This is a genomic window from Vreelandella massiliensis (genome assembly GCF_900155385.1).
GTDB lineage: Bacteria > Pseudomonadota > Gammaproteobacteria > Pseudomonadales > Halomonadaceae > Vreelandella > Vreelandella massiliensis.
Genome location: NZ_LT699745.1, coordinates 649,720 through 671,153 on the forward strand (window position 1 = coordinate 649,720; position 21,434 = coordinate 671,153).

Annotated in this window: 20 protein-coding genes and 2 pseudogenes; 10 read left to right on the forward strand and 12 right to left on the reverse strand. The window is 61.7% G+C overall.

The window, feature by feature from the left end; genetic code table 11:
* The 4 genes from BQ9846_RS07620 to yccS form a co-directional block, all read left to right on the forward strand.
* Positions 1-617 (forward strand): FAD-dependent oxidoreductase (locus tag BQ9846_RS07620; RefSeq protein WP_159437917.1); only part of this gene is annotated, 617 nt, incomplete at its 5' end.
* Between the two features lie 133 nt (positions 618-750).
* Positions 751-1,023, forward strand: a complete 273-nt coding sequence (locus BQ9846_RS07625) for an HU family DNA-binding protein (RefSeq protein ID WP_075880413.1) — start codon at positions 751-753, stop codon at positions 1,021-1,023.
* Positions 1,023-1,379 carry a hypothetical protein gene (locus BQ9846_RS07630; RefSeq protein ID WP_075880415.1) on the forward strand — a complete coding sequence of 119 codons (357 nt, stop codon included), beginning with the start codon at positions 1,023-1,025 and terminating at the stop codon, positions 1,377-1,379. The genes BQ9846_RS07625 and BQ9846_RS07630 overlap by 1 nt, the downstream gene beginning before the upstream one ends.
* Positions 1,380-1,527: 148 nt before the next feature.
* Positions 1,528-3,711, forward strand: a complete 2,184-nt coding sequence (yccS, locus tag BQ9846_RS07635; protein ID WP_075880417.1) for a YccS family putative transporter — start codon at positions 1,528-1,530, stop codon at positions 3,709-3,711.
* A 4-nt stretch (positions 3,712-3,715) separates the two neighbouring features.
* Here the strand turns inward: yccS and recG are convergent.
* Positions 3,716-5,819: pseudogene (gene recG / locus BQ9846_RS07640) on the reverse strand (ATP-dependent DNA helicase RecG).
* On the reverse strand, positions 5,816-6,760 hold the full coding sequence (locus tag BQ9846_RS07645) for a hydrogen peroxide-inducible genes activator (protein ID WP_075880419.1): 945 nt from the start codon (positions 6,758-6,760) through the stop codon (positions 5,816-5,818). Before BQ9846_RS07645 ends, recG begins: the two are co-directional and overlap by 4 nt.
* Before the next feature lie 185 nt (positions 6,761-6,945).
* On the opposite strand from BQ9846_RS07645, the gene BQ9846_RS07650 reads away from it, so the two are divergent.
* Complete coding sequence (locus tag BQ9846_RS07650) at positions 6,946-7,827, forward strand: SDR family oxidoreductase (protein ID WP_075880421.1); 882 nt, start codon at positions 6,946-6,948, stop codon at positions 7,825-7,827.
* 13 nt (positions 7,828-7,840) lie between these two features.
* On the opposite strand, the gene thpR is transcribed toward BQ9846_RS07650, so the two are convergent.
* The 6 genes from thpR to BQ9846_RS07680 form a co-directional block, all read right to left on the reverse strand.
* On the reverse strand, positions 7,841-8,356 hold the full coding sequence (thpR, locus tag BQ9846_RS07655) for an RNA 2',3'-cyclic phosphodiesterase (RefSeq protein ID WP_075880423.1): 516 nt from the start codon (positions 8,354-8,356) through the stop codon (positions 7,841-7,843).
* 18 nt (positions 8,357-8,374) lie between these two features.
* Positions 8,375-8,764 (reverse strand): RidA family protein, encoded by a 390-nt coding sequence (locus tag BQ9846_RS07660; protein WP_075880425.1) that lies wholly within the window; start codon positions 8,762-8,764, stop codon positions 8,375-8,377.
* A gap of 45 nt (positions 8,765-8,809) precedes the next feature.
* Positions 8,810-10,933: a RelA/SpoT family protein gene (locus BQ9846_RS07665; protein ID WP_075880427.1), complete on the reverse strand. Its 2,124-nt coding sequence runs from the start codon at positions 10,931-10,933 to the stop codon at positions 8,810-8,812.
* Between the two features lie 31 nt (positions 10,934-10,964).
* A complete protein-coding gene (gene rpoZ, locus BQ9846_RS07670) occupies positions 10,965-11,222 on the reverse strand; it encodes a DNA-directed RNA polymerase subunit omega (protein WP_075880429.1) in 258 nt (85 codons plus the stop codon).
* An 89-nt stretch (positions 11,223-11,311) separates the two neighbouring features.
* Positions 11,312-11,944 carry a guanylate kinase gene (gene gmk / locus BQ9846_RS07675; RefSeq protein WP_075880431.1) on the reverse strand — a complete coding sequence of 211 codons (633 nt, stop codon included), beginning with the start codon at positions 11,942-11,944 and terminating at the stop codon, positions 11,312-11,314.
* A 326-nt stretch (positions 11,945-12,270) separates the two neighbouring features.
* On the reverse strand, positions 12,271-13,383 hold the full coding sequence (locus BQ9846_RS07680; protein ID WP_075880433.1) for an RNA-guided endonuclease InsQ/TnpB family protein: 1,113 nt from the start codon (positions 13,381-13,383) through the stop codon (positions 12,271-12,273).
* Positions 13,384-13,511: 128 nt separating this feature from the next.
* On the opposite strand from BQ9846_RS07680, the gene BQ9846_RS07685 reads away from it, so the two are divergent.
* Complete coding sequence (locus BQ9846_RS07685) at positions 13,512-14,123, forward strand: DNA-3-methyladenine glycosylase family protein (protein ID WP_075880435.1); 612 nt, start codon at positions 13,512-13,514, stop codon at positions 14,121-14,123.
* Here BQ9846_RS07685 and BQ9846_RS07690 read toward each other — a convergent pair.
* Positions 14,102-14,680 (reverse strand): histidine phosphatase family protein, encoded by a 579-nt coding sequence (locus BQ9846_RS07690; RefSeq protein WP_083651517.1) that lies wholly within the window; start codon positions 14,678-14,680, stop codon positions 14,102-14,104. The two genes, BQ9846_RS07685 and BQ9846_RS07690, sit on opposite strands and share 22 nt — an antisense overlap.
* Positions 14,681-14,699: 19 nt before the next feature.
* Positions 14,700-15,578 carry a YicC/YloC family endoribonuclease gene (locus tag BQ9846_RS07695; protein WP_075880437.1) on the reverse strand — a complete coding sequence of 293 codons (879 nt, stop codon included), beginning with the start codon at positions 15,576-15,578 and terminating at the stop codon, positions 14,700-14,702.
* A gap of 226 nt (positions 15,579-15,804) precedes the next feature.
* Here BQ9846_RS07695 and BQ9846_RS07700 point away from each other — a divergent pair, with 226 nt between their 5' ends.
* Positions 15,805-16,233: a CBS domain-containing protein gene (locus BQ9846_RS07700; RefSeq protein ID WP_235818941.1), complete on the forward strand. Its 429-nt coding sequence runs from the start codon at positions 15,805-15,807 to the stop codon at positions 16,231-16,233.
* Positions 16,234-16,450: 217 nt separating this feature from the next.
* Positions 16,451-17,186, forward strand: a pseudogene (gene rph, locus BQ9846_RS07705) (ribonuclease PH).
* A gap of 97 nt (positions 17,187-17,283) precedes the next feature.
* Here the strand turns inward: rph and BQ9846_RS07710 are convergent.
* Complete coding sequence (locus BQ9846_RS07710) at positions 17,284-18,051, reverse strand: exodeoxyribonuclease III (RefSeq protein ID WP_075880439.1); 768 nt, start codon at positions 18,049-18,051, stop codon at positions 17,284-17,286.
* 86 nt (positions 18,052-18,137) lie between these two features.
* Between BQ9846_RS07710 and pyrE the strand changes: the two genes are divergently transcribed.
* Entirely contained in the window at positions 18,138-18,800 is a 663-nt protein-coding gene (gene pyrE / locus BQ9846_RS07715) for an orotate phosphoribosyltransferase (RefSeq protein ID WP_075880441.1), read from the forward strand.
* Between the two features lie 5 nt (positions 18,801-18,805).
* On the opposite strand, the gene BQ9846_RS07720 is transcribed toward pyrE, so the two are convergent.
* Positions 18,806-19,276: a tRNA (cytidine(34)-2'-O)-methyltransferase gene (locus BQ9846_RS07720; protein WP_075880443.1), complete on the reverse strand. Its 471-nt coding sequence runs from the start codon at positions 19,274-19,276 to the stop codon at positions 18,806-18,808.
* A gap of 36 nt (positions 19,277-19,312) precedes the next feature.
* On the opposite strand from BQ9846_RS07720, the gene rep reads away from it, so the two are divergent.
* Entirely contained in the window at positions 19,313-21,370 is a 2,058-nt protein-coding gene (gene rep, locus BQ9846_RS07725) for a DNA helicase Rep (protein WP_075880445.1), read from the forward strand.
* Positions 21,371-21,434 lie beyond the last annotated feature (64 nt).

The following is a 21,434-nucleotide window of genomic DNA, read 5'->3' on the forward strand; positions in this document are numbered from 1 at the left end:
TGCCGCGCCTGTTGCCCGAACCGCTGGGGCGCGCGCTGGGGGAAGCCTTCGCCGAGGCCGGCATGCGCTTAGCGCTGGGGCGCGGCCTTGAACGCATCGCCCTTGGCACCGGCGAGCGCGTGGCGCTAACGCTGGACGACCATGACGTCATCGAAGCCGATCTGGTGCTGCTGGCCACCGGCCTTACCCCCCGCACCGCGCTTGCCGCCTCCGCCGGGCTTGAGGTCACGGCCAGCGGCATCGCCGTTGACCGCACCCTGCAAACCTCGCACCCGGCGATTTTTGCGCTGGGCGACGCGGCTTGCGTCGACGGGGTGAACGCCATGTACGTGCAGCCGCTGCAAGCCAGCGCCAAAGCCCTGGCCAAAACGCTGACCGGTAACCCCATGCCGGTACACTTTGGCGCCTGGCCGGTGATGGTCAAAACGCCCCTGCTGCCGGTGGTGGCCTATCCGCCACGGGTGACGCCCGCGCGCTGGCGCATTGAGTCAGACGGTGCGGATATGAGCGCGCTGGCCGAAGATAAAGACGGACGTTTGATCGGTTTTGCGTTGACAGGCGGCTGCGTGAGACGGAAAGTGGAGCTTTCCAGGGCCGCCCCTGCGCTGCTAGGCTGATTTTCGCCGCACCACGCGCTACGCTTGTGGCGCACGACGCACCCGACTCTTGAACATTGCTGCCTCAAGCAGTGTAAAAAAATAGCGTTTGATAACGCCTTAACACTCAAGCTAATAAAACCGGAGATACCCAATGCGCAAACCCGAACTCGCCGCCGCCATTGCTGAAAGCGCCGACCTGTCCAAAGATAAAGCCAGCCAAGTGTTGAACGTGATCCTCGATGAGATCACCAACAGCGTCGCCAAGGGTGACGACGTCTCGCTGATCGGCTTTGGCACCTTCACCGTGCGCGAACGCGCCGCCCGTACCGGAAAAAACCCGCAAACGGGCGAGCCGCTGCAAATTCCGGCGAGCAAAAACGTGGCGTTCAAGCCCGGTAAAGCGCTCAAGGACGCAGTTTCCTAATGAAGCTGGCGCTAACGCTGTGGCTACTGGGCTTTCTGCTTAAGCGCTCGCTGCGGCGCAAGCCGCGCTTTCGTGAGCAGCTTGAGCGCATGGGCGGTTTGGATTGGGGGATCGCCACCGAAGACCTGAAAATCGCCCGCTACTACCGGATGTCACCGAAAGGCATCACCACGGGTAAGGGCTTGCCGGTGGATCTCGATTTGGAGCTGCGCTTTCACGATGCCGATACGGCGCTTGCGGTGCTTAAAAAGCCCACTCAGAAGGCGTTTCTCGACGGCATGATGAATGATCAGGTTCGCGTGGTGGGCGACTCCGCCGATATGAACCAACTGCAAAAACTGCTCAAGCACCTCTAGCTTGCCCCGGCCTTGGCCACCGATCGCCACGCCGCACAGCCGTTTTGCGGCGTGGCGATCAACGCCCAAGCCTCGTATACTGAGCTCTCCGACTTAGGTCTAATGCCTTTATTCCCGTTCGAGACTCAGGAGACCGACCCGCCTGCCCATGCTGCTCGCTCACTCCCTTCGCCGCCTCTGGACGCTGGATAAATTCGCCTACAGCCTGCGGGTGTTTCTCGCCTTTAGCGGCGCGCTGACCTTCGCCACGCTGTGGGGCGAGATCGGCTTTGTTATCCCGCTTTTTCTCGGCATTATCGCCAGCGCCCTCTCCGAAACCGACGATAGCTGGCAGGGGCGGCTGCAGGCGCTCGCCGTCACGCTTACTTGCTTTGCGCTAGTCTCGCTGATCGTGCAGCAACTTTTCCCCTGGCCGTGGCTTTTGGCCCTTTGGCTTGCCGGCGCCACCTTTGGCCTGATCATGCTCGGCGCCATTGGCCAGCGCTACGCCACCATCGCCTCGGGCACGCTGATTCTCTCCATCTACGCCATGATCAATATTGAGCAGCACGGCGGCGTCGACGACGATGCGGCCTTTCGCCAGCTATTGCTGCTGATCGGCGCCGCCTGGTACGGGCTAATCTCGGTGGCGTGGTGCGCGCTATTCTCGCGCCAGCCGGTCAAGCAGAGCATGGCGAGGCTATACAAGGCGCTCGGCCAGTACCTGGTGCTAAAATCGGCGCTATTTGAACCGGTGCGCGGGGTGGATATTCAGGCCCGGCGCGTGGCGCTGGCGCGCCAAAACGGTCAGGTGGTGGAGGCGCTCAATCACGCCAAGGAGATACTGCTGCGCCGCATGGAGGGGCAGCGCGGCAACCGCAAGCTCAACCGCTATTTGCAGATCTACTTTATCGCCCAGGATATTCACGAACGCGCCAGCTCCACTCACTACCCGTACAGCGCGCTGACCGAGGCGTTTTTTCATCACGACGTGCTGTTTCGCTGCCAGCGGCTACTGGATCAACAGGGGCTGGCCTGCCGCCGATTGGCGAAATCGCTGCTGCTCGACCGCGCCTTCGACCACCGCCAAAGCGAAGAAGCGCTGGCGGATTTGCGCGCCTCTATCGCCAATTTGCGCGATCGCGACAAGCCCGAATGGCGCGGGCTGATGCAGCCGCTTGAGGCGCTGGCCGACAACCTCACGACCCTGGAAGCACAGATCGCCAGCGCCCATAACCCCGACGCCAGCGAGCCGCGTAACGACACCGCGCTGCTCGACCGCTCGCCGGGGAGTCTCATTGAGGCGTGGCGGCGCGTGCGGCTGAACCTGACGCTGGGCTCGCCCACCTTTCGCCACGCGGTGCGCCTGTCGCTGGCGCTGCTCGCGGGGTACTTGCTGCTGCAGTGGCTCGACCCGGAGCAGGGCTTTTGGATTTTGCTCACCACGCTGTTTGTTTGTCGCCCCAACTTCGCTACCACGCGCCGCTTTCTGGTCAAGCGCATCCTGGGCACGGTGCTGGGGCTTTTCGTGGGCTGGGCGTCGATCAGCCTTTTCCCGCAGGCCCAGGTGCAGAGTCTGATCGCGGTGGCCGCCGGGGTGGGCTTTTTTGCCACCCGCGAGAAGCACTACCTAATCGCCACCGCCTCGATCACGCTGCTGGTGCTGTGCAGCTTCAACCAGGTGGGGGATGGCTTTGATCTGATCTGGCCGCGGCTTTTCGATACCTTGATCGGCGCGCTGATTGCCGGGCTGGCGGTGTTTTTTATCCTTCCCGACTGGCAGGGGCGCAAGCTCTACCGCGAGGCGGCCAAGGTGCTCGATAGCCAGCGGCGCTACCTCGACGAGGTAATTCACCAGTACGAAACCGGCAAGCAGGATGATCTCGCCTATCGGCTGGCGCGGCGCAACGCCCACAACAGCGACGCCGCCTTCTCGACCCAAATGAACAATATTCTCCACGAGCCGGCGCACTACCGCCAACAGGATACCGAGCACGGCCTGCGCTTTCTGGTGCTTTCAAACACCCTGCTTAGCCACCTCTCCGCGCTGGGCGCCCACCGCCACCGGCTTGCCGAGGACGAGGACGACGCCGCCCTGGTGCCGGTGGCCAAGCACGTCAGCGCGCTGCTCGGGGAGCTTGCCGAGCGGCTACGCCAACGCCAGCCCACCGACGACCTTACCCAGCAAGTGGAGAGCGTGCTGCATAAGCTCGATACGCCCGCCGCGCATGAGACACAAGCGCTGACGCTCTATCGCCCGATTCAGAGCCAGCTACGCCTGATCGCGGGGCAGCTTGCGCCCCTGGCCGACGCCGCCAACCGGCTGATCGCCATCGAGCCCCCTTCGCGGTGACGGCCTACACCTGGCCGTAACGCCCGGCGGCGTCGCCAAGCCAGCGGCGCACCAGCACGGCGGTGGCGTGGCGATCGCCCTGTAGCGGTGGCGTGGCGATCGCCCTGTAGCGCTTGCGCCAGCGCCGTGACGCGCTCTAATAGGTCGGCGTCGCGTTCGAGATCGGCGATTTTCATCTGCGCCAGCCCCGTCTGGCGGGTACCCAGCACCTCGCCGGGGCCACGCAGCTCCAGGTCTTTTTCGGCGATGCGAAAGCCGTCGGTGGTTTCGCGCATCACGCCCAGGCGCTCGCGGGAGCTTTTGGAGAGCGGCGGGTGGTAGAGCAGCACGCAGAAACTCTCGGTGCTGCCGCGCCCCACCCGGCCGCGTAGCTGATGAAGCTGGGAAAGCCCCAAGCGCTCGGGGTTTTCGATGATCATCAAGCTGGCATTGGGCACGTCCACGCCGACCTCGATGACCGTGGTGGCAACGAGCAGATCCAGCTCGCCGCTCTTGAAGGCGTCCATCACCTCGGCTTTCTCGCCGGCCTTCATACGCCCGTGGACAAGGCCAATGGCGAGCTCGGGCAGCGCCTCGGTCAGCTCATCGCGGGTCACTTCCGCCGCCTGGCACTGCAGCGCCTCGGACTCCTCGATCAGCGTGCAGACCCAGTAGGCTTGACGGCCCTCCCCGCAGGCGCGGCGAATGCGCTCGACCACTTCCGGGCGGCGCTCATCGGAGACCACCACGGTTTTGACCGGGGTGCGCCCCGGCGGTAGCTCGTCGATCACCGAAACATCTAGGTCGGCGTAGGCGCTCATCGCCAGGGTGCGCGGGATGGGGGTCGCAGTCATGATCAGCTGGTGCGGCGTCAGCCCGCCAGCTTCGCCTTTTTCGCGCAGCGCCAGGCGCTGATGCACGCCAAAGCGGTGCTGCTCGTCGATAATCGCCAGCCCCAGGCACTGAAAGCGCACGTCCTCTTGAAACAGCGCGTGGGTGCCCACCACCATGCGCGCGCGGCCATCGGCAATCGCCGCTTTGGCGTCGAGCCGCGCCTTGCCCTTGAGCTTGCCCGACAGCCACGCCACCTCGACCCCCAGCGGCGCAAACCACGCCTTAAAGGCGCGGTAGTGCTGCTCGGCGAGGATTTCGGTGGGCGCCATGATCGCCGCCTGGCAGTGACCCGAAAGCGCCGAGAGCGCCGCCATCGCCGCGACCACGGTTTTGCCCGAGCCCACATCGCCCTGTACCAGCCGCAGCATGGGTGCGGCGCGGGCCAAATCGAGGCCGATCTCCTCCAGCACGCGGCGCTGGGCGCCGGTCAGCGCAAACGGCAGCTGGGCGAGAAAGCGCGCCTGCAGGCTACGCCCAGAGGGCAGCGCGGGGGCGCCGTCGGATTGGATGCGCAGGCGCACTTCGCGCAGGCTGAGCTGATGCGCCAGCAGCTCCTCAAGCGCGAGCCGGCGTGTGGCCGGGTGCTGCCCGGCGCTTAGCTGGGCGATATCCACCTCGGGAGGCGGCTGATGCAACAAATGCAGGCTGGCGTGCAGCCCGGGCAGGCGAAAACGCGCCAAGAGCGCCTCGGGGATCACATCCGGCAGCGCCTGGGGGTCGCTATCGAGCAGGCTGAGCGCCTGCTCGGCGAGCGCGCGCAGGCGGGTTTGATTCAAGCCCTCGGTAGTGGGGTAAACCGGGGTAAAGTACTCCGCTACCGGCGCGGCCCCCGGGGTGGTCAAGCGGTACTCGGGGTGATAAAGCTCCAGGCCGGTCGCGCCGGCCCGGGCCTCGCCAAAGGCGCGCACGGTGACGCCCGGGCGTAGCTGTTGCTGCTGCGCGGGCGAGAAGTGAAAAAAGCGCAGGCTGATAATGCCGCTGGCGTCGCGCAGGCGCACCAACAAACTGCGCCGGCGCCCTTTGACCACATCGGCGGCGGTGACCTCGCCCTCCACCACCGCCTCTTGGCCGGCGCGCAGCGTGCCTATCGGCGTGAGATGGGTGCGGTCCTGGTAGCGCAGCGGCAGGTGAAAGAGAATGTCGCTGACCCGCTCGATCCCCAGGCGCGAAAGCTTTAACGCCAGCGCTTCACCCACGCCTTTCAGCGCCGTGATCGGGGCGTTAAGCGTGCTCATGAGACGGCGTTTTGCTCTTCGGGGGGCTGGCCATGCACCGGCTGGCGGCACTGGGAGATGGCCCGAATCAACGCGTCGATGGCTTTGGGGCGCGGAAAGCTCGCCCGCCAGGCGATCGCCACGGTGCGCGACGGCGCCGGTGGCACAAAGGGGCGGCTAACCAGCATGGCATTTTCGTAGGCATCGGTGCCCAGCGCCGATTGCGGTAGCACGGTAATCCCCAGCTTGGAGGCCACCATGTGGCGAATGGTTTCGAGCGAGCCACCTTCGGCAATCAGCGTGTTGTGCGGGCTATTGAGCTTCTGGGTGATCGCCGGGCAGGCCTCCAAAATCTGATCGCGGAAGCAGTGCCCCTCTCCCAGCAGCAGCAAGCGCTCCTTGAGCAAATCCTCTTTATGGATCGCGTCGCGTTCGACCCAGGCGTGGTTGGCGGGCATCAGCACTTCAAAGTGCTCTGCGTAGATCGGCTTGGTCACCACGTCGGTCTCGGTGAACGGCAGCGCCACGATGATCACGTCCAGCTCGCCGCTGCGCAGCTTGGTGCGCAGGGTGCCGGTCATGCTCTCTTCGATATATAGCGGCATCTGCGGCGCCGCCTCGGCCAGCGCCGGGATCAAGTGCGGAAACAGGTACGGCCCGATGGTGTAGATCGCGCCGATACGCAGCGGATTCGCGAGCTGGTCCTTGCCTTCGCTCGCCATGGCGTAGATCTGGCTGCTCTGCTCAAGCACGCGCTGCGCCTGGGCGACGATCTTCTCCCCCAGCGGCGTCACCTGAACCGTGGACTTCGAGCGCTCGAACAGCGCGGCTTCCAGCTCCTCTTCGAGCTTTTTGACCGCCACCGAGAGCGTCGGTTGCGAGACATGGCAGCGCTCCGCCGCGCGACCAAAGTGACGTTCTTGGGCAAGGGTTACGATATAGCGCAGTTCTGTTAAAGTCATAGCGGCGCCGTGGCATCCTCTGTTGGTCACCGGTGTGTCGTTATCACCCGTGCGAGTGGGTCCGTCTTCGACGGGATTTGATTGCGACTGGCTGGCCCAACGCCCGCCGACGCCCCAGCCCTTTTATGCATTTTAAAGGAGGGAAGCGGCCGCTAATAGGGATTATTTATCGCGAGGAGAGCAACATGGCATTAACCGTACTGATTATTGGCTGTGGCGATATCGGCATTACCTTAGGTCGCAAGCTGTTAGCCCAAGGCCACCGCGTGATTGGCGTTCGCCGCCAGGCCGAGGCGCTTGAAGGCACCGGTATCGAACCGCTAGCGCTAGATCTCGACGCCCTGGATGACGCCGACGCCAGCGCCCTACCGCACGCGGACTACGTGATTTACACCGTGAGCGCCGACCACTTCGAAGAGAGCGCTTACCGCCGCGCCTACCCGGAGGGGCTGAAAAACGTGCTCAAGGTGTTAGAGCAGCACGACGCCCCGCCCCAACGCGTGCTATTTGTCTCATCGACCAGCGTTTACGGCCAGCAAGAGGGGGAGTTGGTCAACGAAGAGAGCCCCACGGAGTCCACCAGCTTCTCCGGGCGCTTGATGCGCGACGCCGAACAGGCGCTGATCGACCACGCGATCCCCGGCACGGTGGTGCGTTTTTCCGGCATTTACGGCCCCGGGCGCGACCGCTTGATCCACCAAGTCGCGGAGGGTCGCGTGGCCGCCATTACGCCGGTGGTCTACTCCAACCGCATTCATCGCGACGACTGCGTGGGGCTTTTGATGCACTTTATTCAGTGCCAAGAGCAAGGCCAGCCGCTCGAAAACCTCTACCTAGCCAGCGACTGCGAACCGGCCACTCTGCACAACGTCATGATGTGGCTCGCCTCCCAGCTCAAGGTCGACGCCACGGAGACCATGCAGTCGCCTCTGCGTCGCCGCACCAGCAAACGCTGCGACAATAGCCGCGTGCTCCAAAGCGGCTACCAGTTTCTCTACCCCACCTATCGCGAAGGGTATCAGCAGGTACTCAAAGCGGGCGGTTTTCTGGATGCGCAGAAGGCGTAAATGCCGGACGGCCTTACGCTTGGCCTGACAACGCCAAGGGGTAATAGCGCGGGCCTTCATCCGTGAGCACGGAGAGAATCAGGGTGACCTGGTGGTAGTGCCAGTGCAGCTCGAAGTCGGGCAGCGCCGAGGTATCCAGGGAGTCGGCCCGGCGCACCAGCGTGACATGCGGCGTGTAAGCCTTGGCGGGCGGCGCAAAACCCTGCAGCGCCAGCTCATCCCAAAGCCTGTGGTGAAGGCCGCCGAGCAGCGGGTCGGGATGCGACCCGCCGGCCCAGACGATGCCGGGCCCGCGAAAGCTGCCGAAAGTATCCAGCGTCCAGCTTCCCGGGCTTGGGCGCAGGCGACTCACCCAGCGGCTAAGGCGCTCCGCCCTTGCCTCGTCCACCTCGCCGAGAAAGGCCAGCGTTAGGTGCAGATTTTCATCGGGAACGCGCCGCCCCCCGCAGTGCCGGCGGGCCTGGGGGGCCAGCCGGCCGAGGGCGTCACGAAGTTCCGCTGCGGGCTCAAGGGCCCGAAAGAGGCGCACGCTCGTCGCTTTTTACCGTTAGTCGCCTAGAACCATCACGGCTTCGGCCTCTACCTGGGCGCCCTTGGGCAGCGCTTTGACCCCCACGGCGGCGCGGGCCGGGTAAGGCGAGGCGAAAAACTCCTCCATCACGCGGTTAACGATGGCGAAGTTCTCCAAGTCCACCAGGTAGAGGTTGAGCTTGACGATATCGCCAAGCGAACCGGCGGCCTCTTCGCACACGGCTTGCAGGTTGGTGAAGACCTGACGCGCTTGCGCTTCGAAGTCGTCCGAGACCAGCTCCATGGTGGTGGGGTCAAGGGGAATCTGACCCGACATATACACGGTGTTACCCGCTTTGATCGCCTGCGAATAAGGGCCGATCGCGGCCGGGGCTTTCTCGGTATTGATGACTGCCTTGTTACTCATTATGAGCACTCCTGAATAAAAGAAACGAGAGAGGTGTAGGGACTACTACTGGCCCAAGCGGGTGATTCTACCTACGTTGGGGAGGTTACGAAGTCGCTTGATGATGCGCGCGAGGTGGACGCGGCCTTTCACCGCTAGGGTCAAATTGACCGTCGCGAGGCGGGCATCGCGCTCCTCGATACCGATACGTTCGATGTTGGCATCGGCATCGGTGACAAGGCCCGCAAGCTCGGCGACCAGGCCGCGACGGCTTTCGATTTCGATCCGGAGCGCGACGGGAAAGTCGATGTCGATATCCTCCGCCCACTTCAGAGCGAAAAACTTCTCCGAGTCGGTTTTATCCGCGACGTTGTTACACTCGGCGCGGTGCACCACCAGCCCTTTGCCGGCCGAGAGGTGGCCGACCACGGCATCGCCCGGCAGCGGATGGCAGCAGCGGGCGAAGCTTGTCACCATGCTTTCGCTGCCGCTGATCACCACCGGCTGGCGGGTATCGCTTGGCGTCGGCGTGGTCGCGCCATCGGCCAGGTCCACCATGCGCCGCGCCACCGCGTGCGCGACCCGCGTCCCGAGGCCAATCGATTCGAGCAGCGCGTCTTGGCCGCTCACGTCGAGCTCTTTCACCGCACGCTTGACCACCGAGGCGTCCAACTCCTCCAGGCTGGTGTCAAACACCGCCAGCGCCTTGTTCAGCAACCGCCGGCCCAGTTGAATCGCTTCGGCCTGCTGCTGATGCTTGAGCGCGTGGCGGATCGCCGAGCGCGCCTTCGCCGTGGTGACAAAATTTAGCCACGCCACGTTGGGCCGCGCGGCGGGAGCGGTGATGATCTCCAGCGTCTGGCCGCTCTCGAGCCGCGTCGAGAGCGGCGCTAGCTGGCGGTCAATCCGACAGGCTATGCAGTTGTTGCCGATATCGGTGTGTACGCTGTAGGCAAAATCGATCACGGTCGCGCCCTGAGGCAGCTCCATGATGTCGCCCTTGGGGGTAAACACGTAGATATCGTCGGGGAACAGGTCGTTTTTGACGTGCTCGATAAATTCCAGCGAATCGCCCGCGTGGCGCTGCATCTCCAATAGCCCTTTGACCCAGGCGCGGGCGCGGGCGCGGCTACCTTCGGCGATGGGGTGCGCGGTTTGGCCGGCCTTGTAGAGCCAGTGGGCGGCGATGCCGTTATTGGCCATGGCCTCCATCTCGCGGGTGCGAATCTGCACTTCGATGGGCATCCCACGGGGGCCAAAGAGGGTGGTGTGCAGGCTTTGATAGCCGTTGGCCTTGGGGATCGCGATGTAGTCCTTAAAGCGCCCCGGCACGGGTTTATACAAGTTATGCACGACGCCCAAAATACGGTAACAACTGGCCACGTCTTCGGTGACGATGCGAAAGCCGAAAACGTCCATGATCTCCGCGAAGGGTTTGCGCTGGTCGCGCATTTTGCGGTAGATCGACAGCAGATGCTTTTGGCGCCCCATCACCGTGCCATTGAGCGCTTCATCGTCGAGACTCTGCTGCAGTGTCGATTGAATCTCACGCATGGCGCTGCGGCGGTTGCCCCGGGCGCTGGCCACGGCGCGTTTGATGCGCTCGGCGCGCATGGGGTAAATGGCCTGGAACGAGAGGTCCTCCAGCTCCACGCGAATAGTATTAATCCCCAAACGGCCGGCGATACGGGCGTAAATTTCCAAGGTTTCCCGGGCAATACGGCGCTTTTTATCCGGCCGCAATGCGCCCAGGGTGCGCATGTTATGCAGGCGGTCGGCGAGTTTGACGATAATCACGCGGATATCCCGCGACATCGCCAGCACCATTTTCTGGAAGTTTTCCGCCTGAGCGACGGCTTTGTCTTCGAAGGTGATCTGGGTGAGCTTAGAGACGCCATCGACCAGCTCGGCCACCGGCTTACCGAACTGCGTCTCGAGGGCGGGCTTGTCCACGCCAGTATCTTCGATGACGTCGTGCAGCATGGCGGCCATCAGGCTCTGATGGTCCATGTGCATGTTGGCCAAAATATTGGCCACGGCCAGCGGGTGGGTCACATAGGGCTCGCCGGAGCGGCGGCGCTGGCCATCGTGGGCCTGTTCGGCGTAGTAGAAGGCGCGTTTAACCTGCTGAATCTCATCCGGAGGAAGATAGCCGCCAAGTCGATCCGCTAGGTCATCAATGGTGAACATTACCGCGCCTCTATCGCTTAAGGTCCGCTTATCAGTCGTCTACCGGTAAGCTCGCGGCTGCCGGGCGTGCGCGTACCGGCGCTTCCACCGGCTCATCGAGTACGCTGTGATCGACCAGACCCGCGGCGATTTCGCGCAGGGCCATCACGGTGGGTTTGTCGTTTTCCCACGCGAGCTGTGCATCACGCGTGCCGCGCGCGAGCTGGCGCGCACGCTGGGTGGAAATCATCACGAGCTTAAAGCGGTTTTCAACGTGATCGAGGCAATCTTCGACGGTAACGCGAGCCATGGGGGTCTTCCTGTAGCGACGACGCCAAGCCGACGCCGTTAGATACGGTGTCGACCTAGCGAATAAGAGGATATCCAGAACCTGATAGATTACTCGACGCCAGGCGCCTGTGACAAGAGCGCATCCAGCAGGGGCGCGTGGTGCTCACGCATGGAGGCGAGCGTAATCCGGCGACTGATCACCAGCGATTTAAGCTCTTCCAGAGCGGTGGTGAAGTCGTCGTTAATCACCAGGTAGTCGTACTCATCGTAATGCGACATTTCGCTGATCGCATCGCGCATCCGCCGGGCGATCACCGCGTGCTCGTCGGTGCCACGGCTTGCCAGACGGCGCTCAAGTTCGCTACGCGATGGCGGTAGGATAAAAATCGAGACCGCCTCGGGCATCTGCTCGCGCACCTGGCGGGCGCCCTGCCAATCGATTTCAAGAATCACATCCTGCCCGGCGTTGAGACGTGCCTGCACGGCCTGGCGCGACGTGCCGTAGTAATTATCGAACACTTGCGCGTACTCAAAAAACTCACTCCGCGCGATGCGTGCCTCAAAGTCAGCCACGTCGGTAAAGTGATAATTGACGCCATCGACTTCCCCGTCGCGCTTAGCACGGGTAGTGTGCGATACCGATACCTGAATGCCATCCAAACTCTCGATCAGCTCGCGAACCAAGCTGGTTTTACCGGCACCCGATGGGGCAGACACAATAAAAAGCGTACCTTGGGACATGAAGCGCTTCCCTGTTGGCGAAGGAACATAGTGAACAAACGCCCTTATTTAGCAAAAAAAGCGTTAGCAAAAACAGCGGCGACGTGCAGTAGCGGCAGTATCGCACACCCGCCGGCGCGACTGTAGAGCGCACGCTTGGAGAACCCGGAGATTGACATCCCCCCCTTCCTCAGCTTGCGCTGCCGTCTGACGACGGAAAGGAAGGAGATTCCCAGGTTGTCACCTTCCTGGTTCCTGCTTCGTTGTCCGTTGCCTCAATGCCTTGGCATTGCCGGTCTTATACAAACTCCACAGGCGTTGATTCCCGAGTGCCCCTCGGTATTACCTCAACTTTCAGCCGCTGCTAACAGCGCAGTCCCGGCTTGCAGGATGTTACGCGCAGCGTTCACATCGCGGTCGATGCCTTGGGTGCCGCAGTCAGGGCAATCCCAGGTGCGCACATGGAGCGGCAGTGATTCCAGCACAAACCCACAGCCATGACAGCGTTTTGAGCTGGGATACCAGCGGTCGATTTGGACGCACTGACGCCCCGCCCATTCGGCCTTGTAGTTGAGCTGACGCGCCAGTTCACCCCAACCCGCATCACTGATGGCTTTGGCCAAACACCGATTCTTGACCATATTTTTCACCGAAAGGCTTTCAAGGCAGATCACTTGGTTCTCGTTGACGATCTGCCGGGTGAGTTTATGTAGGTGGTCAAGCCGTGTGTCGGCGATTTTGGCGTGGCACTTGGCCACTTTCTGCTTCGCTTTAGCGCGATTGTTCGAGCCTTTTTGCTTGCGGCTCAAGCGCCGTTGCGCCCGCGCCAGCTTGAGCTCGTAGCGTGCCGTGTGGCGTGGGTTATTGACGCGCGTGCCGTCACTGGTCACGAACAGGTCTTTCAGCCCGAGATCAATACCCACCATCTTAGGCGTGATCGGCAACGCCTCGGTGTTCACTTTGCACAGACAGCTGATGAAGTAGCGTCCGGCGCGGTCTTTGGAAACGGTCACGGTGCTGGGCGCCGATGGCAATTCACGGCTCCAACGAATGTTAAGGGGCTCGCTGCACTTGGCCAGTGTGATCGCGCCGTTGCGGTACAAAAACGCCGAACTGGCAAAGGTGGCGGATTGCCGATGCTTTTTGGACTTGAAGCGCGGGTATCGAGCGCGCTTGGCGAAGAAGTGTTTGAAGGCGCTTTGCTGATGACGAAGACATTGCTGCAACGCCACCGAACTGACGTCGGCCAGAAACGCCGTTTCCGGCTGCTTTTTGATCTGCGTTAAATATGCACTGGCGTCGGTATAGCCAATTTTCTCTTGGCGCCCATAGAACGCATCGGTGCGATAGCGCAACACGGCGTTCCAGACAAACCGCACGCACCCAAACGTCCGCGCCAGCAGGACTTCCTGCTCGGGCGTCGGATAGAAACGGTACTTGTAGGCGCGTTCAGCTTTCATGCATTACAATTTAGTTCTGTTTATGTAATAACGCAAGTGCAAGGTAGCCAAGGCGCCCTACCGGGCGCCGCGCTATCCATCGCTCACTAAAAGTAAGCGGTTTTCCGCGCTGATTGATAAGAGACGTGATGACCCCTGAAACGATCGAGCACGCCATGCAAGCCCTGTCCGAGGTCGACCCCGATATCGCACGCGCCTACCCGCGAATAGGCGCGCCCACGCCGCGCGAGCGCGATAAAGGTTTCGCCACCTTTTTTGCCACCATCGTCAGCCAGCAGATCTCCACCGACGCCGCCCGTGCGATTATGGCCCGCGTGAATACGCTACTCCCCGAGCTGCATGCTAACGCCGTCATGGAGGTGGAAGGCCAGGCGCTGCGCGACGCAGGGCTCTCCTGGCGCAAGGTCGAATACGCCAAGGGGCTCGCGGAGGCGGAACTCGCCGGCACGTTCAGCGCCGTGGCGCTCGAACAGTTAAGCGACGAAGAGGCCATCAACGCCATTACCCAGCTACGCGGTTTCGGCCGCTGGAGCGCGGAAATTTACCTGATGTTTTCGCTCAAACGCGCCGATATCTTCCCCGCCGACGACCTTGCCCTGCGCGTCGCGCTCGGGCGCTTAAAAGGCCTGGAAGACAAACCTACGCCCAAAAAAGCGCGCCAAATGGTGGAGCACTGGGCCCCCTGGCGCAGCGTGGGTTCGCTCTTTTTGTGGCACTACTATCGCGGCGAGCCGGCCTGAAGCCGCCCAATGACGTTGATGCCATCTTCTTCAGGGCGCACCACGATCATCTCGCCCGAGCCCACGCCGCTACCGGTCAGCGCGGTGATATTGACCTGATGCGTCACCATGAGCAGATTGCCCGGCCCCTGCCACGCGAGTATACGTTCGCGAGCGGCTTGGGTACGCGCCCTTTGCTCGCTACGCTCACGAAAGAACGAATCCAGCCACGGCGCGGGCGTTACGCTTCCTAGCGCCAACAGGTTCGCGGTATCCCGCGCTCGGCACCAGCGGGAGGTGTACACCGCCTCGATAGGCACCTCCCGCTCGCGCAGCGCACGACCAATGGCTTCTGCCTGAGCGCGGCCCTCGGCCGACAGATTACGCTGGGTATCGCACTCAGAAAGCTCAAAACCCGGAGGATCTCCAATACCGGGGGCCAGCGCATGGCGCATCAGTATCACCAGCCCACCCGCTTGCAGAGCCTGCCAGGTGGCCTCGCTCGCCTGAGCGCTCGCGGGTAAAACACCCCAAACACCCAGCAATAGCGTTAACGTGATGGTGCGCAAGGTTTGCATAAATCGATCACCATGGAAATCACTCAATATTTTGAATCTGCTCGCGCATCTGCTCGATCAACACCTTGAGTTCCACCGCGCAGCGGGTGGTGTCGGCGACAACCGATTTGGATGACAGCGTGTTGGCTTCGCGGTTGAGTTCCTGCATCAGAAAATCCAGACGGCGGCCTTTAGGGCCTTTTTGCGCCAGCTGGCGGCGCACTTCGTTGACATGCGCGGTGAGGCGGTCGAGCTCTTCATCGACATCGGCTTTTTGCGCCACCAACACCAGCTCAGCCTCTAAGCGCTGAGGTTCGAGTTCGGTTCTGGCCGCGTCCAGGCGCTCTAGCAGTTGGGTGCGCTGGCGCTGCAGAATTTGCGGCATTAACGCCCGCACGGTGGCGATCTGCTCGTCCACGGCGGCCAAACGCGCCGTGATCATCTCGGCGAGCTTATCCCCTTCCCTGGCGCGCGCATCGATCAGCTCATTCAGGGCCTGGTCAAACAGCGCTTTGGCCGCGCTTTTCACCGCCTCTTGATCCAGGTGCTGGGCTTGCAGCACGCCGGGCTGATTGAAAAGTTCAAGCGTGGTGGGGGCGACGGCCTGGGGAACTTGGTGGTGGACCACGCTAAGGGCTTCGGCGATTTCCGCGAGCCGCTGAGTGTTGACGGCGGGTGCTTGGCTCATTTCTGCGGCCTCAAAGCGCACGCTGCACTCCACTTTCCCCCGCGCCAAACGCTGGCGCAGCGCTTCCCGCAGGTAGGGCTCTAGATCCCGCAGGGTATCGGGCAGGCGAAAGTGGGGTTCAAGATAGCGCTGATTCACCGAGCGGATCTCCACCTGCAGGGTGCCGAAGGGATAAGCGTGCTCGGTGCGGGCGAAAGCGGTCATGCTATGTACGCCAAAAGCGTTGGCCATAAAGGCTCCTTAATGGATGGCTTTACGCCAGTTTACCCGATATGGCAAGGCATAGCGGCGTGCGAAAGAGAGCGATTTGGCTCCCAAACTTGCACTCCCGCCGGAATGGCTACTACGTTTTAAACACAGGCTTTCAATAGCCCTATTTCAACAGAAAATAAACGAAGCCGACAGAAGGTCGTCTTCTTGTATTTGCCAACATCAACCGATCGATAAGGAGAACGATATGATGGAAGTAAGAGAAGTCATGACCACTCGTCCTCAGTACCTTTCCGATGACGTGACCATTCGCGAAGTTGCTCAGGCGATGCAACGTCATCAAACCGGCTTTGAGCCGCTCGTGAAAGGCAATACGGTTGTCGGCACGCTTACTGACCGGGACATCACGGTTCGCGCCGTTGCCGAAGGTAAAGGGCCTGACGACAAAGCAAGCTCGATTGCCACCGAAAACGTCCTCTATACCTTCCAAGACACCGACGTGAAGGACGCCCTGCAGAACATGCAGGAACAAAACGTCCAACGCCTGATTGTGCTCAACAATCCAGAGGATAAGGATCTCGTCGGCGTTGTAACGGTGGGTGATGTGGCCGATAAGTACCATGGTGAGAAAGAGATCGCCGACATGCTAGTGACAGCCAGCCGTCACTACCACTAACGCAACCACTAACGCATCCGTTGAAGAGTTAGAGCGCTTTAACAGGGAGCGTTAAAAAGGCGCATAAAACGAAAAGCCCACGATACCCTTCGTGGGCTTTTTTGTTGTTCATTTGCACGTATCTCGCCACTATCGCCAAAGCCGACGGCGCAGACGTGTACAATACGCCATTGCCCTATGTAGCGATCAACACGTATCCATGATGAAGAGAGGTGCTATGCGTCCTGAGGTGATCCCCCCCGGTGGCCGTGCGGCCGCCGCGCCGCGCGAGGTGCGTTTACCCCGTGGCTATCCCCGCCATGCCGAGGGTTCGGTGCTGGTGGAATTTGGCGATACAAAGGTGCTGTGCAACGCCAGCGTGGAAGCCGGGGTACCGCGCTGGCTGCGGGGGAAGAATCAAGGCTGGGTCACCGCCGAGTACGGCATGCTGCCGCGGGCGACGCACACCCGCGGCGGGCGAGGCCACGCGCGGCAAGCAGGGCGGGCGCACGCTGGAAATCCAGCGCTTGATCGGCCGCAGCCTGCGCGCCGCGGTGAACCTGAAAAAGCTTGGCGAATTCACCATTACCGTGGATTGCGATGTGATTCAGGCCGATGGCGGTACGCGCACGGCTGCGATTACCGGCGGCTGCGTGGCCCTGGTTGATGCGATTCGCTATCTGCAGCGGCAGAAGAAAATCAAAGGCGACCCGCTAAAACAGCTGGTGAACTCGATCTCGGTGGGAATCTACAAAGGCGTACCGGTCGTCGATCTCGACTACCCGGAAGACAGCCAGGCCGATACCGATATGAACGTGGTGATGACCGAAAGCGGCGAGCTGATCGAAGTGCAAGGCACCGCCGAAGCGGGTACCTTCAACCGCGCCGAGCTTAATGCCATGCTGGATCTCGCCGAGCAGACGGGCAGAACGTTGACCGAGCATCAGCGCGAGGCGCTAGAAGTTCGCCGCTAAATCGTTAACGTCTTGCGGTAAGTTAAAACGCCGAAGGCCAGCTTAAAAGCTGGCCTTCGGTGGTGAGCGACGCGGAAAAATTGCGCAAAAACGGGGGCTATAGGTCGAGATCGTACTCGACGATTAGCGGCGCGTACTCGGAGAAGGTCGCGTCGTAATCGATCCAGGCATCCACCACGTGACGGCGGAAGTTGGGGCCCACGAGCTGGTAATCAATCCGCCAGCCCTCTTGGCGCTCGCGGGGCACGTCCTGATCCAGTTTTGGCCACCAGGTGTACTCGCCGGCATCGCGATTGATCTCGCGGAAGGTATCGATAAAGCCCGTCGGGCCGAGCACCTGATCCATCCAGGCGCGCTCTTCCGGGCGGAACCCGGAGGTGAGCTGATTATCGGACCAGTTGGCCAAGTCAATGGTCTTATGGGCAACGTGCCAGGTGCCGCAAATAATGTACTCGCGGCGCTTGCGCGCCATCTTGCTTAAATACTCCTGATACTGATCCATAAAGGCCTGCTTGGCCTTTTGGTCGCTGCCATCGGGCATCAGAAACGAGGCGATGCTGAAGCGGTCGTAATCGGCCTGCAGAAAGCGCCCTTCGTGGTCGCACTGCGGGAAACCCAGGCCGTACATGATCGCCTTGGGAATCTTGCGGCAATAGAGCGCCACGCCGGAAAACCCATCCTCTTCGGCATCCAGAAAGTAGCCTTCGTAGCCTTCCGGATAGAGAACATGGTCGTCCAGTTCAAAACTTTTTGCCTTGATGTTCTGCACGCAGACCACGTCGGCATCCTGCTGAGCCAGCCAGTCCAGGAAGCCACGATCGACGGCGTCACGAATACCATTGACATTGATGCTGGCAATTTTCATAGATCGTCCCTTTTGCGTCGCTGCTGTATGATACCCGACGTTTAGACGTTTGGGTAAATCCCCCACGAAAAATCGCGAGGATCACTGTGACAGCCCCTTTACAACCGTATCAACGCGAGTTTATCGCCTTCGCTATCGAGCAAGGTGTGCTCAAGTTCGGCGAATTCACCCTCAAATCCGGCCGCGTGAGCCCGTATTTTTTCAATGCCGGCTTGTTTCAAACCGGCCGCGCCCTGGCCAAACTCGGCCGCTTCTACGCCCAGGCGATCGTCGATAGCGGCATGCACGCCGATGTGCTGTTTGGCCCAGCGTACAAAGGCATTCCGCTGGCCGCGGTCACGGCGGCGGCGCTTTCGGATCACCACGACCGCGATATGCCGTATGCGTTTAATCGCAAGGAGGCTAAAACCCACGGCGAGGGCGGCAACATCGTTGGGGCGCCGCTTGCCGGTGATATCCTGATCATCGACGATGTGATCACCGCCGGCACCGCGATCCGTGAGGTGATGGCGCTGATCGAGCAAAGCGGCGCCCGCGCCGGCGGGGTGATCATCGCCCTCGACCGCCAAGAGCGCGGCCAGGGCGAGCAGAGCGCGATCCAAGAAGTGGAGGCCCGCTACGGCATTCCCGTGGTCAGCATCGTGACGTTGTCACAGGTACTCGCTTATTTGGAAGAGCATGCCGGGCCCGATATGCAGCCACACGCCGAGGCCATTCGCGCCTATCGCGCGCGTTACGGCGTCAAATAGCGCGCTTATACGCCCGTGGCGCCAGCAAAACCCTGCTGGCGCCAGGCTTCATAGCTCACCAATGCCACCGCGTTGGAGAGGTTGAGGCTACGGTTGTTGGGTTGCATGGGAATTAACAGCTTCTGCTCGGGCGCGATACGGTCATGCACGGTGGGCGAAAGCCCGCCGGTTTCCGAGCCGAACAGCAGCACATCACCCGGCGCGAAGGGCGCCTCGCTGTAAGGGCGCGTTCCACGGGTGGTCAGCGCCCAGATCGTGCGGTCCTGCATCGCCGTGCAAAACGCCGTAAAATTGGCGTGGCGGGTGACGTTAGCCAGATCGCGGTAATCCAGCCCCGCCCGGCGCAATTTTTTCTCTTCCAGGTCAAAACCCAGCGGTTCAATCAAATGCAGCCGACAGCCGTTATTGGCCACCAAACGCATGATGTTGCCGGTATTGGGCGCCATTTTGGGCTCGAACAGCGCTATTTCAAACATCGGCCTGCCTTCTACACGTAAAGGACGCATTCTGCCATGAACCCGAGCATCGCCCAACGCCTGAGAGGCTTGAATCCGCGCCAGCAGCAAGCGGTGCGCTACATCGACGGCCCCTGCTTGGTGCTCGCCGGCGCGGGGTCGGGGAAAACCAGCGTGATCACGACCAAAATCGCCTACCTGGTCAAAGAGTGCGGCATGAGCGCGCGCAAAATCGCCGCGGTGACCTTCACCAACAAGGCCGCTCGCGAAATGAAAGAGCGCGTCGGGCAAATGCTCACAGGCAAGGAGGGGCATGGGCTCACGGTCTCGACGTTTCACACCCTGGGGCTCAATATCATCCGCGGCGAGCTGAAAGCGTTAGGCTACAAACCGGGGTTTTCGCTCTTTGACCCCGAAGACGCCAAGGCGCTGCTGCGCGATTTGATGAACAAGGACGCCCAAGTCGACGCCGAGCAGATCAACGCCGTGCAGAGCCAAATCTCTCAGTGGAAGAACGACCTGGTGCTGCCGGGGGATGCACTCTCGTTTGCCGCCGATAACGACGAGCACTTCGCCGCACGGGTGTACGAAGCCTACGTGCGCCACTTGAAAGCCTACAACGCGGTGGATTTCGACGACCTGATTCTGCTGCCGGTGGTACTGCTGCAGCGCGACCCCGAGGCGCTCTCTCGGTGGCGCAAGCGTATCCACTACATGCTGGTGGATGAGTACCAGGACACCAACGTTTCCCAGTACCTGCTGGTCAAGCTGTTGATGGCCGAGCGGGCGACCTTTACCGTGGTCGGCGACGATGATCAGTCGATCTACGCCTGGCGCGGCGCGCGGCCGGAAAACCTGATCACGCTCGGCGATGACTTCCCACGCCTAGAGGTGATCAAGCTGGAGCAGAACTACCGCTCCACCGGAGTGATCCTGCGCGCCGCCAACACGCTGATCGCCCACAACCCTCACGTCTATGAAAAAACCTTGTGGTCGGAAATGGGCGACGGCGCGCCGATCCGCGTGATCGTCAATCGCCACGAAGAGGCCGAAGCCGAGCGCGTCGCCAGCGAAATCCTCACCCGGCGGATCAAAGAGTCCGCCTCCTGGCGCGATTTTGCCGTGCTCTATCGCGGCAACTTCCAGGCGCGGCTTTTGGAACTCAAGCTGCAGCACTACCAGATTCCCTACAAGCTCTCGGGCGGCACCTCGTTCTTCTCCCGCAACGAGATCAAAGACGCCATGGCGTACCTGCGCCTGTTGATCAACCCCGCCGACGACAACGCCTTCTTGCGCATCGTCAATGTGCCGCGCCGAGAGATCGGCCCCGGCACGCTGGAAAAGCTCGCCAACTACGCCAACGAGCGCTCCATTTCGCTATTTGCCGCCTGTCATGAACTGGGCCTGGAGCAGCAGCTCCCCACCCGCGCGGTCGAGCGTCTAGGGCGTTTTACCCACTTTATCGACGGCGTTCGCAAGCGGATGGACCAGGGCGATGCCATTGCCGCGATTCGCGACATGCTGCGGGATATGGATTACGAAGCCTGGCTGTACCAAAACGCCAGCGCCCCCACCGTCGCCGAACGTCGCATGGCCAACGTCTGGACGCTGATCGATCAGCTGGAGAAGTCGCTTAACCGCGACCCAGAGGATGATACCGCCTCCACTGAGACCGAAACTGACAGCGTCGAAGCGGCGATATCGCGCCTGGTGCTGCGCGATATTCTCGAACAGCAGGCCGAGGAGGACGACTCCGACCGCGTGCAGCTTCTCACCATGCACGCCTCCAAGGGGTTGGAGTTTCCCCACGTCTATCTAATGGGCTTGGAAGAGGACCTGCTGCCCCACCGCAACGCCATCGAAGTGGGCACGGTCGAGGAGGAGCGGCGCCTGGCCTACGTAGGCATTACCCGCGCGCGGCGCACGCTGACGCTGACGCTTGCCCGCCAGCGCAAGGCGTACGGCGAGCTAATGGACTGCACGCCCAGCCGCTTTCTCGACGAGCTGCCCGCCGACGATTTGGCGTGGGAAGGCCGCGCCGATAAAGAAGACCCTGAGAAAAAACAGGCCCGCGGCCAAGACGCCATCGCCGGGCTGCGCTCGCTTCTGGGGTGAAGGCAAAAAAATATCCACAGGGGGTTTAAAAACCCGCCTGTGGATAGCGTAATACCTATTACGG

Excerpts from the sequence above, each read along its gene's own strand:
- rep (WP_075880445.1), top strand. The coding sequence starts at position 19,313 with ATGAACCCGAGCATCGCCCAACGCCTGAGAGGCTTGAATCCGCGCCAG.
- yccS (WP_075880417.1), top strand. The coding sequence starts at position 1,528 with ATGCTGCTCGCTCACTCCCTTCGCCGCCTCTGGACGCTGGATAAATTC.
- BQ9846_RS07710 (WP_075880439.1), bottom strand. The coding sequence starts at position 18,051 with ATGAAAATTGCCAGCATCAATGTCAATGGTATTCGTGACGCCGTCGAT.
- BQ9846_RS07650 (WP_075880421.1), top strand. The coding sequence starts at position 6,946 with ATGGCATTAACCGTACTGATTATTGGCTGTGGCGATATCGGCATTACC.
- BQ9846_RS07665 (WP_075880427.1), bottom strand. The coding sequence starts at position 10,933 with ATGTTCACCATTGATGACCTAGCGGATCGACTTGGCGGCTATCTTCCT.
- BQ9846_RS07720 (WP_075880443.1), bottom strand. The coding sequence starts at position 19,276 with ATGTTTGAAATAGCGCTGTTCGAGCCCAAAATGGCGCCCAATACCGGC.
- BQ9846_RS07625 (WP_075880413.1), top strand. The coding sequence starts at position 751 with ATGCGCAAACCCGAACTCGCCGCCGCCATTGCTGAAAGCGCCGACCTG.
- BQ9846_RS07685 (WP_075880435.1), top strand. The coding sequence starts at position 13,512 with ATGACCCCTGAAACGATCGAGCACGCCATGCAAGCCCTGTCCGAGGTC.
- rpoZ (WP_075880429.1), bottom strand. The coding sequence starts at position 11,222 with ATGGCTCGCGTTACCGTCGAAGATTGCCTCGATCACGTTGAAAACCGC.
- BQ9846_RS07630 (WP_075880415.1), top strand. The coding sequence starts at position 1,023 with ATGAAGCTGGCGCTAACGCTGTGGCTACTGGGCTTTCTGCTTAAGCGC.
- BQ9846_RS07680 (WP_075880433.1), bottom strand. The coding sequence starts at position 13,383 with ATGAAAGCTGAACGCGCCTACAAGTACCGTTTCTATCCGACGCCCGAG.
- BQ9846_RS07645 (WP_075880419.1), bottom strand. The coding sequence starts at position 6,760 with ATGACTTTAACAGAACTGCGCTATATCGTAACCCTTGCCCAAGAACGT.
- gmk (WP_075880431.1), bottom strand. The coding sequence starts at position 11,944 with ATGTCCCAAGGTACGCTTTTTATTGTGTCTGCCCCATCGGGTGCCGGT.
- BQ9846_RS07690 (WP_083651517.1), bottom strand. The coding sequence starts at position 14,680 with ATGCAAACCTTGCGCACCATCACGTTAACGCTATTGCTGGGTGTTTGG.
- BQ9846_RS07660 (WP_075880425.1), bottom strand. The coding sequence starts at position 8,764 with ATGAGTAACAAGGCAGTCATCAATACCGAGAAAGCCCCGGCCGCGATC.
- BQ9846_RS07695 (WP_075880437.1), bottom strand. The coding sequence starts at position 15,578 with ATGGCCAACGCTTTTGGCGTACATAGCATGACCGCTTTCGCCCGCACC.
- BQ9846_RS07700 (WP_235818941.1), top strand. The coding sequence starts at position 15,805 with ATGATGGAAGTAAGAGAAGTCATGACCACTCGTCCTCAGTACCTTTCC.